The organism is Streptomyces sp. NPDC045701 (assembly GCF_056432045.1).
Map to the genome: position 1 here is coordinate 1 of NZ_JBWKJV010000089.1, position 9749 is coordinate 9749.

7 protein-coding genes and 1 pseudogene are annotated in these 9749 nt (G+C 62.8%); 6 read left to right on the forward strand and 2 right to left on the reverse strand.

Annotated elements, in window-relative coordinates:
• Positions 1 to 520: 520 nt before the first annotated feature.
• The 5 genes from AC07DW_RS32100 to AC07DW_RS32120 all read left to right on the forward strand — a co-directional run bounded on the left by AC07DW_RS32100 (position 521) and on the right by AC07DW_RS32120 (position 6248).
• Entirely contained in the window at positions 521 to 1621 is a 1101-nt protein-coding gene (locus tag AC07DW_RS32100) for a polyprenyl synthetase family protein (protein ID WP_478861181.1), read from the forward strand.
• Positions 1622 to 1782: 161 nt separating this feature from the next.
• Positions 1783 to 2724 (forward strand): 4-hydroxy-3-methylbut-2-enyl diphosphate reductase, encoded by a 942-nt coding sequence (locus tag AC07DW_RS32105; RefSeq protein ID WP_478861176.1) that lies wholly within the window; start codon positions 1783 to 1785, stop codon positions 2722 to 2724.
• A 66-nt stretch (positions 2725 to 2790) separates the two neighbouring features.
• Complete coding sequence (locus AC07DW_RS32110) at positions 2791 to 4665, forward strand: 1-deoxy-D-xylulose-5-phosphate synthase (protein ID WP_478861177.1); 1875 nt, start codon at positions 2791 to 2793, stop codon at positions 4663 to 4665.
• A complete protein-coding gene (gene ispG / locus AC07DW_RS32115; protein WP_478861178.1) occupies positions 4662 to 5795 on the forward strand; it encodes a flavodoxin-dependent (E)-4-hydroxy-3-methylbut-2-enyl-diphosphate synthase in 1134 nt (377 codons plus the stop codon). Before AC07DW_RS32110 ends, ispG begins: the two co-directional genes overlap by 4 nt.
• A 324-nt stretch (positions 5796 to 6119) precedes the next feature.
• Positions 6120 to 6248 carry a hypothetical protein gene (locus AC07DW_RS32120; RefSeq protein ID WP_478861179.1) on the forward strand — a complete coding sequence of 43 codons (129 nt, stop codon included), beginning with the start codon at positions 6120 to 6122 and terminating at the stop codon, positions 6246 to 6248.
• Positions 6249 to 6547: 299 nt separating this feature from the next.
• Here AC07DW_RS32120 and AC07DW_RS32125 read toward each other — a convergent pair whose 3' ends face one another.
• Positions 6548 to 7465 carry a TIGR03619 family F420-dependent LLM class oxidoreductase gene (locus AC07DW_RS32125; protein ID WP_478861180.1) on the reverse strand — a complete coding sequence of 306 codons (918 nt, stop codon included), beginning with the start codon at positions 7463 to 7465 and terminating at the stop codon, positions 6548 to 6550.
• A 186-nt stretch (positions 7466 to 7651) separates the two neighbouring features.
• Here AC07DW_RS32125 and AC07DW_RS32130 point away from each other — a divergent pair.
• Positions 7652 to 8405 (forward strand): annotated as a pseudogene (locus tag AC07DW_RS32130) (transposase family protein).
• 156 nt (positions 8406 to 8561) lie between these two features.
• Here AC07DW_RS32130 and AC07DW_RS32135 read toward each other — a convergent pair.
• Entirely contained in the window at positions 8562 to 9221 is a 660-nt protein-coding gene (locus AC07DW_RS32135; RefSeq protein ID WP_478861182.1) for a hemerythrin domain-containing protein, read from the reverse strand.
• Positions 9222 to 9749 lie beyond the last annotated feature (528 nt).

Below are 9749 nucleotides of genomic sequence, written 5' to 3' on the forward strand. Positions count from 1 at the left end.
CATGGCAGCATAGGTGACCAACGTGAAGCCCCCGGTGAACAGGCGGTCTTGTGAGAGACCTGTCCTACCAGGGGCTTCACGTCTGCCCGCAGCCGACTTCACGTCCAAGCAGCCGCGAGATCATTTCGCTGAGAAAACCTCAGTGCAAGACTGCCCGGTTCCTGGTGAAGGCCAAGAAGAAGTGGGCTTGCTCCGCTTTGACGGACATCTGAGATCAGGGGTTTCGGCCCCGCACGGATGATGTTCATCATGGAGAGCATGGGTAAGGAGAAGCCAAGCCTTCGCCGCTCGTTCGCGCAGTTCAAAGCGGGGAGCGTGGAGCTGTGCCGGCGTAATGACCGGTCGGTCGGTCAGGTCGCGAAGGACTTCGGCCTGCCACCTCGCCCGCCAGTTGTCCGAGGCCCTTCAGAGATCTACTAAACGGCATGCCATCTGCGAACGGCCCGGACGCCCCGACGCGGCCGCTAAGCCGGTGATGGAGCGTAGGCTGGTGACAGATCGGGAAGCACTGGGAGGTGCCATGGCCCCAACGGCATGGATAGAGGGCATCCCAGGGGGTCATTCCGGCCCCGTGCCCAGCGGCGGTAGTGCCAGCGTCGACGTCAGGGCCCTACTGGAGCGGGCTCGTGCTCTGTGGGCCCCAGAACTCCGGGCCGGCATTGAACGGTTCCCTCCGCCGATCGCGGCGGCCGCGGGTTATCACTTCGGCTGGCTTGACGAGCAGGGACGGCCCTCGGCCGGGGACGGGGGCAAGGCGGTCAGGCCGGCGCTTGCATTGCTCGCCACGCAAGCCGCCGGAGCGGATGCGAGAGCCGGTGTTCCCGGTGCCGTCGCGGTGGAGCTGGTTCACAACTTCTCCCTTGTGCACGACGACCTCGTGGACGGGGACGAGCAGCGTCGGCATCGAGACACCGTGTGGAAGGTGTTTGGGCCCGCCCAGGCCGTGCTCGTCGGGGACGCACTCTTGGCGCTGGCCATCGACTTCCTCCTCGGGGCAGATACCCCTCAAGCGGCACGGGCCGCGCGCCGGCTGACGACCGCCAGTCGACGGCTGGTCGAAGGCCAGGCCCTGGACCTCGCGTACGAGCGCCAGGACCGGGTCAGCGTTGCTGAGTGCTTGGAGATGGAGGGCAAGAAGACCGGGGCGCTGTTGGCGGCAGCCCTTTCCGTGGGTGCGGTCCTGGGCGGCGCTGACGAGGCGAGAGCCAATGACCTGGAAGGCTACGGCTACCACGTCGGTCTGGCGTTCCAGGCAATTGACGATCTTCTCGGGATCTGGGGTGACCCCCGAGTCACGGGAAAGCCGCAGTGGAGCGACCTGCGTCACGGCAAGAAGTCCCTGCCCATCGTCGCCGCTCTCGCTGCCGGAGGAGCGGCTTCGGAGCAGCTTCGGGACCTGTTCGCGGCTGACGCCAAGAGTTCCTCCCGCGGGCTGTCCTCGGAGGAGTGTGCCGCGCGGGCCACTCTTATCGAGGACGCCGGTGGCCGTCATTGGACCGAGGAGGAGGCTCAACGGCAATATGCGGCAGCAGTACAATTCCTGGACACACTGGACATGGCGGAGAACGTTCGAAACGAGTTTGTCGCCGTGGCCGACTTCATTGTTGCCCGGAGGCGATGACCCACATGTCCGTCCGTCGCTGGTAACCCCGGATGAGCCCCATGCGTCTTCTGCACTGTGGCCATCCCCGCGAGAACCTCTGTATTTTTTTTCAGCGTCAGGCGGACACCAGCTCCGGCCCCAGCTTGTGTGCTCACATCGGTTAGCAGGGAGCCTTGGCCATGACTATGAGTGGAGACAAACGGGTTCTTTTGGCAAGCCCGCGGGGGTATTGCGCAGGAGTGGCAAGAGCGGTGGAAGTCGTCGAAAGGATGCTCGCCACGGAGGGGCCCCCCGTCTACGTACGGAAGGAAATCATCCACAACCAGCATGTCGTGCAGGCGCTCCGTCAGCGTGGTGCGATCTTCGTGAACGAACTAGACGAGGTTCCCAAGGGCGCGCGGGTCGTATTCTCGGCCCACGGCGTATCTCCGGCCGTGCGTGTCGAGGCACGTGACCGCAACCTGCGGACCGTGGACGCGACGTGCCCCCTCGTAACGAAGGTTCACCGCGAGGCACAAAGGTACGCCCGTGAGGGATACCGCATCATGCTGATAGGTCACGACGGACACGAGGAAGTGGAGGGGACGCTCGGTCAGGCCCCCGACTCCATAGATTTGATCGATCAAGATCAGGACGTGGAGAATGTCTCCGTGGATGATCAGTCCCGGGTTGTGTGGTTGTCGCAGACAACGCTCAGTGTTGACGAGGTGATGGAGCGTGTCGCGCAACTTCAGGACAAGCTGCCCAGGCTGGAAGCCCCCCCGAGCGACGATATCTGTTATGCGACGCAAAATCGGCAGGCGGCTGTGAAAGCCATAGCAGGAGAATGCGACGTTGTGCTCGTCGTCGGTTCGCAGAACTCTTCCAATTCCCGTCGCCTCGTGGATGTCGCCCTGCTCGCAGGTGCGTCCGCAGCCCACCTTGTTGACGCAGCGGACGAAGTAAGGGAGGAATGGCTCTGTGACGCTCGCACGGTGGGTGTGACAAGCGGCGCGTCAGTGCCGGATGTCCTCGTAGAGGATCTACTCTCCTGGCTCGCGGAACATGGCTGGGAAGACGTCAAAGAGGTTACAGTGGCACGAGAGAGCCAGACTTTTGCCCCACCCCGTGACGGGGACTGACGAGGGTGCCGGCCGGAACTCGCTCGATCGCTGTCCTTCGGCGCGGTGGAATGCTAGGTGGCCCGCATGAAGAGTATTTCTCAATCGTTCGTCGAAGCACGGCGTGATGACTGTGTGCTGGACCAGGTGGCCGACGTCGACCGCCTCCGTTCCATGACACCACCGGAGCTCGCGGAAGCGAGTGAGCACATACGACGTTTTCTGATCGACCAGGTCACCCGCGCAGGAGGGCACCTTGGCTCAAACCTCGGCGTTGTGGAACTGACTCTGGCCCTTCACCGGGTGTTCGACTCCCCGGAGGATCCCATCCTCTTCGACACCGGCCATCAGGCCTACGTGCACAAGATCCTCACGGGGCGCCGTACGTCGTTTGACCGCCTGCGCGTCCACGAGGGACTCTCGGGATATCCCAGTCGAGCCGAGTCCGCCCATGACATCATAGAGAACTCCCATGCCTCAACGGCTCTTTCATATGCTTGCGGTCTGGCCAAGGCCTACAGCCTCCAGCATCGCGTGGATCGCGCGGTGGCCGTCGTCCTTGGTGATGGGGCTCTCACCGGGGGGATGTGCTGGGAGGCATTTAACAACATGGCGCTTCTCCGGCACCCTATTGTCGTCGTCCTGAACGACAACGGCCGATCCTATTCCGTCACCGAAGGCGCAGTGGCGGATCACCTGGAATTTCTGCGCTCATGCCAACCGACGGAAGGAACAATCACCGGGAAAGACCCTCGCAACCTGTTTGAGAGCTTGGGGATGCGATATCTGGGACCGGTGAACGGGCATGACATCCCGGCAGTGGAATCAGCGTTGCGTCGAGCGCGATCCCTGGGCGTGCCGGTGGTCGTTCACTGCGTGACGAAGAAGGGAAAGGGCTACGCCCCTGCAGAAACCGACGAGGTGGACTGCCTGCATGCCGTCAGCCCGGCGGCTTCCAGCCTCAAGGACGGTGAGAGCAGTACCACCTGGACGAATGTCTTCAGTAGCGAAATAGTCGCCCTGGGACAACGTCGTCCTGATGTCGTGTGCGTGACTGCCGCAATGCTTCATCCGGTAGGCCTCTCAGACTTCCAGCGCATGTTCCCCGGTCGTGTAGTTGATACGGGCATCGCAGAGCAGCATGCCGTCACCGCTGCGGCGGGAATGGCGCTAGCGGGCCTGCGACCGGTCGTCGCCCTCTACTCCACATTCCTCAACCGGGCCTTCGACCAGGTTCTGCTGGACGTGGCGCTGCACGAACTTCCTGTGCTATTCGTCTTGGACCGTGCGGGCGTGACCGGCCCTGACGGTCCTTCACACAACGGGGTGTGGGACCTCTCGGTCTTCTCGGTCGTCCCTGGTTTACGAGTGGCAGCACCACGAGACGCGGAAGGCCTGCGAGAACTGCTCCGGGAGGCTCTCGAAGTCGACAGCGGCCCTACCCTGATCCGCTTCCCCAAGGGATCGACCGGCGCCCCGGTGCCGGCAATCGGCCGGGTGGGGCTGACCGATGTCCTGCACGGACCGGGAACGGGCGAGATCATGCTGGTCGGCGTGGGCCCCATGGCCCAGGTATGTCTGTCCACCGCCCATGCTCTTGAACAGATCGGCAGATCTGTCACCGTGGTTGACCCTCGTTGGGTCCTGCCGCCAGATGACTCCCTCATTACCTTGGCAGCCTCCCATAAGGTCGTGTTGACCGTCGAGGACGGTATACGAGTGGGAGGCGTCGGCAGCGCCCTGGCCCAGACATTGACCGACTCAGGCATCATCACACCGGTTCACACACACGGCCTGCCTCGTCGGTTCCTCCAAGCCGCGGGCCGTGAGCAACTTCTACACGCACACGGCTTCCACCCGCAAGACCTCCTCCAGACCGCGTTGCGAGCCATTGAGGCTGCCAACCGAGGCACAGAGCAGCCCGACACCCGCCGGCCGGGACAATCCGGGAGTCTTCGATGAACAGTCCAGTAGACCTGGGAATCCCGTCGCCTCCACCGTTGCCATTGAGTAAACGGCGAGAGACACGACAGATTCATGTAGGGCACGTGGGCGTCGGAAGCAACTATCCCATCTCGGTTCAGTCCATGACCACCACCGTGACAGCCGATATCGACAGGACCCTGCAGCAGATAGCCGAACTGACCGCTGCCGGATGCGACATCGTCCGCGTCGCTTGTCCCACCCAGGACGACGCCGACGCACTGCCAGCCATTGTCAAGAAATCTAAAATTCCTGTCATCGCAGACATTCACTTTCAGCCCAAATACGTTTTTGCGGCCCTGGACGCTGGCTGCGCCGGCGTGCGCGTGAACCCGGGAAATATCAGAAAGTTTGATGATCAGGTCAAAGAAATCGCGCGAGCAGCAAAAGGGAGCGGCATCCCCATCCGTATCGGTGTCAATGCCGGTTCGCTGGATTCCAGGCTCCTCACGAAATATGGAAAAGCCACCCCCGAAGCTCTGGCTGAATCCGCATTGTGGGAGGCTGGCCTTTTCGCCGAACACGACTTCCATGATATCAAAATATCCGTAAAGCACAATGACCCGGTCGTCATGATTCAGGCTTACCGTCTTCTCGCTGAACAGTGCCACTACCCCCTGCATCTCGGCGTCACCGAAGCAGGCCCCGCCTTCCAGGGAACAATAAAGTCCGCAGTGGCCTTTGGCGCACTGCTCTCGGACGGTATTGGTGACACAATTCGCGTTTCCCTGTCCGCCCCCCCTGTTGAAGAGGTGAAGGTCGGTCTCCAAATTCTCCAGTCACTTGGCCTTAGAGAGCGCAAGCTGGAAATTGTCTCCTGTCCGTCCTGCGGCCGGGCACAAGTCGACGTTTACAAGCTGGCGGAAGAAGTGACAGCAGCCCTCGACGGACTCGACGCACCCCTGCGGATCGCGGTCATGGGATGCGTGGTGAACGGGCCCGGAGAAGCACGAGAAGCAGACCTCGGAGTCGCTTCCGGGAACGGAAAGGGTCAAATCTTCGTCAAGGGGAAGGTAGTGAAAACCGTACCTGAAAGGAAAATCGTGGAAACTCTCATAGAAGAAGCACTCCTATTGGTCCATGAAGACCACGCCGACATAATGACCTAAGCATTCCGAAGGTGAGTCGAGGTCACTCGGACTCAATCCGTTGATCCGAAACGCCCTCTAATACTTCTTCACCCAGCCACGAAGGGTCTCCGGGTATATCCGAGTACCCAGTGCTGCAGCCGTGAGTGTGTTGGGCGGGTGCCGCGCTGTTCTGTTCATGCAGGCGGAGCGTGCGGTCGGGCTGTTCGAGGAGTTCTTCGCCTCGCTGGCTGGGGTGTTCGGCAGGGGGGACCGGCGCCGGTCGAGACCGCGAAATCCGACTGCGGACTGGATCACTACGAGGTCCGTACCTGGGACGCCTCGCACCGCCACATCACCCTCGCGATGGCCGCCCTCGCCTTCCTCGCCATCACCGCCACCCGCACCGACGCCACCGGGGACCTGCCCCCGGACCTGACCGCGCAGGGCGAGAAACCCGGAATGCCAGAAGAGGGGGCAGTGATCGGCCTATAGGCCTGATCCGCTACAGCGCCGAAGAGATCCGGCGTCTCCTCAACCGCCTTTCCTGGCACCCGCCGCCCCTCCCGGCTACTACCCTCGCCATCGCCCAGTCCCTGTGGCGCCGCACCCACCAGACCCCCGCTCATCGAAGCCACCACACCACCCGCGACCGGCCGACTTCGATCTGGACAGCTTCCTCACGGAACTCCGGCGAGTATTTCTCGGTGGCGCCACTTCTCCCTCGTTTCTGGTTCAGGGCGATCTCATTGGACCCTGCCCGGAAACTTCGAGGCACCTCACTCACTGGCTGGTCAGCCCGCCCTCACGCCCTCAATAAAGCGGCCGGCCACGTCGATGCGCGCGTCGAGTGTCATGGGCGTCTGCCCGAGGTCGAGGAACAGTTCGTGGACACCTGCTGCGGCCGCGGTCCGTGCATAGTCGATATATTGGCCGACAGTTCCTGAGTGGGGGACCTGTTCGGGATCGACCTTCTTGTCCGTGATCACGGTGTTCACCCGGAGCGCCATGCGCAGGGCGGAGGGGTCCCGTCCTGAGTCCTGGGCCTCTTTGAGGATAGTGCCCCACATTCTCATGAGGTACGGCATCGGCATGCCCGCGGGCAACCAACCGTCGGCCCGCCGGGCGATCCTGCGCATGCCCGTGGGGTTGAACGCCGCCAGCAGCACGGGCGGTCCCGGGCGCTGGTGCGGCTTAAGCCCCACGACAGTCTCTGGAATGCTGAACAAGGGCCCCGCATGGGCAAATTCGTCGTTGGTCCAGTACTTCTCCAAGACGTCCAGTGTCTCGTCGAGTCGCGAGCCCCTGCCCTTCCACGGCACGTTCACAGCGGTGTACTCCTCGGGCATCCAGCCGAGACCCAATCCGACGTTCAGCCGACCGCAGCTAAGGACGTCGAGGGTCGTCAGCGCCCGGGCCAACAACAGGGGCGGCAGCCACAGACCGTTCAAGGTGCTCGTGCCGAGACGGACCCGGCTGGTGTGCGCGGCGGCGAAGGTAAGGGCTACGAGCGGGTCCATGTGGTTCTCGTAGTCCCGAGGCATCACCGGATCGACGCCCGGATACGGCGCGCTCGGCAAGCGAGGGGCGAGAACCCGATCTCCCGTCCACAGGGAGTCGTATCCCGCTTCCTCGGCTGAACGGCTGACACGGGAGATGGAATCCGCATCGGCGTCGGGACCGAAGGTGGGAATGGCCAGACCCAAGCGCATGTAAGTTCCTTAAGTTGGTGTCGGCGATAAACGTATCGCCTTGAATGCTGCTTATGATGAGGCTGTTTGTCCGTAAGCTTTTCAAGTCGGCCACTGATCAGGTGACGGGACAGCTCCCGTGACAGGCCGGGCCCCGGATCGTTGAGCGAGATGCCTGACGCCTTCACACCGCAGCCGCGGGCTTCCCTGGTTCCATATCGTGCCGTACTTGATGTCCCGCACGCACTTGTGGAGTGGGTGACGATGCTGATCGTCACCTGCCAGGGTGAACGCCGCTGCAAGCTCTCCCGTGGCATAGGGCGCTGGTCGCCCTGGTGCATCATCTGCGCAAAAACGACACCCTGGCCCGGATCCCCTCCAGGTTCTCCATCAACCGTGGGTACCGCTTACGCCTGTGTCCGCGACGTCGTCGGTGTTCTGGCGGCACGCGCACCGGGCCTGACCGCAGCCCTGCGCGCCGCGGATGCCCGCTACGTGCTGCTGGACGGCACCCTGGCCGAGTGCGACCGGTCCGGCGACAGCCGGGCGGGCTATTCCGGCGAGCACCGCCGCCATGGGGCGACCTGCAGGTCATCACCGCTCCGGACGAACGCTGATTGGATTTCCCCGCCTCTGGCCAGACGGACGCATGACCTCACCGCGGCCCGCCGGCACCTGATCATCGCCACCTGCATCCGCCTGGGCATCCCGGTCCTCGCGGACAAGGGATACCAGGAGTTGTCGGCGACATCATCGCCGTGCCCGCCCGACGACGCCCGGCCAGGATCTCACCGCCGCCAAAGACAAGTCCGTCAACCAGGCACACGCCCGCCTTGGGCACCCCGTCGAGCGAGCGATCGCCCGGATCAAGACCGGGTGGATCCTCCCGCAAGGCTCGACCAGCCCCAACAGACTCACGCTCATCACCAAGGCGATCCTCACCCTGGAGACTCAACGCTGAAAATGCTCAGTGCTTCGCCGGGCCTGACGAGATCACCCAGTCCACCACACTGGCCACAGCCCAGCGCAACGCCCGAGCCAGGCCAGCGGTCTGGGGCAGACACGCACCACCCACCCGCCAGCTACGCCGCCGCTGCGTGCACTCCTCCCTCACTTATCAGCCACTGCTGAATGCGCAAGTCTGCAGGTTCCGAAATTTACTTCGGTTAAGCAGAAGAAGTACGCGGAAGAGCAGAGGAGCGTGCTTCTTGATATATACTCTTTCCGTTGCATTCGCATGGCTCTCCATCCACGGGATCATCCACTGGATGTGTCCTATCGGCACCCCTTTCGCAATCCCCTTTTCCACACCACGCCATTCCTTGTCAGAGAGATGTCTGATGATCAGGGGGAACATTTCGCGCTCTTCCTGGGGAATGTGGGCCTCAAGGAGATTACTCAGTTCCATAGCGCTGACCGCGAGTGCACTGAAGTCCAGTCCAGGCTCAACGCCACGTGCTGCAGCAACCGTCTGCTGCAGCACTGTTTCGAGCGTTTCGTGATCTTTAGCCAGAGACGGCAAATCCGTATCCGGGCCCCCGGCCGCGAAGAGGAGCGGCTGGATCAGATGGTCTTCCCGCTCGTGATGATGGCGGATTTCGACACACAAAGACTCGACGTACTGCCGGAGCGCGCTGGCCTGTGCTCTGCTGCAGCGTTCAGGCCTTACAGAGAAATGCCCGGCCAGGTGGGCCACCCGCTTCGCATCTTCTCTCATGGCTCGGTGGACGAGCCGGAAGCTTGTCAGATCAGGTTCGCTCGGAACATGAGCCCTCATATCGCCTGCCCTGCTTTCATTAGAACATGTGGCCTGCCATATCGCGGCAGCGCTGGCAGACCTGCGCACTCTCGTAAATAGACGCAATGCGTGTGCTAGTAACGCTGCCCAGGAGTTGAGCGCATGTCAATCGCTGACCTTCCTCCGGTGGGCTCGGCTTGGTCTTGGTCAGCCCAGTACTCCCCCGACATCCCGTGTTCTTCCAGTGCGGATCTATTGCGAGGGTAAGGGTCTCGGTGTGGTGGAGCCACTCAATGCCATGTGCCACAGGTGAGGTTCGCGTCTTCTGGGCGGCCGGGTCGCTGGCGTCGTGCGCGGCAGACCCAGAAACCACCGCCCCTGACCCCAGCCGACACCAGGTACTACAGCCGTGCGTGTCTGTTGGGTGCGTGACGCGTTGTTCCGTTCGTGGAGACGGAGCGCGCGGTAGAGGTGTGGTCGGGCTGGTTCGAGGAGTTCTTCGCCTCGATGGCCTGGGTGTTCGGCCGGGTGGACCGGCGGCGGACGGCGGTGGCGTATCTCAAGGCG

Bases quoted from the DNA above. Each gene is read 5' to 3' on its own strand.
- AC07DW_RS32100 (WP_478861181.1), top strand. From the start codon at position 521: ATGGCCCCAACGGCATGGATAGAGGGCATCCCAGGGGGTCATTCCGGC.
- AC07DW_RS32105 (WP_478861176.1), top strand. From the start codon at position 1,783: ATGACTATGAGTGGAGACAAACGGGTTCTTTTGGCAAGCCCGCGGGGG.
- AC07DW_RS32110 (WP_478861177.1), top strand. From the start codon at position 2,791: ATGAAGAGTATTTCTCAATCGTTCGTCGAAGCACGGCGTGATGACTGT.
- ispG (WP_478861178.1), top strand. From the start codon at position 4,662: ATGAACAGTCCAGTAGACCTGGGAATCCCGTCGCCTCCACCGTTGCCA.
- AC07DW_RS32120 (WP_478861179.1), top strand. From the start codon at position 6,120: ATGGCCGCCCTCGCCTTCCTCGCCATCACCGCCACCCGCACCGACGCC.
- AC07DW_RS32125 (WP_478861180.1), bottom strand. From the start codon at position 7,465: ATGCGCTTGGGTCTGGCCATTCCCACCTTCGGTCCCGACGCCGATGCG.
- AC07DW_RS32135 (WP_478861182.1), bottom strand. From the start codon at position 9,221: ATGAGGGCTCATGTTCCGAGCGAACCTGATCTGACAAGCTTCCGGCTC.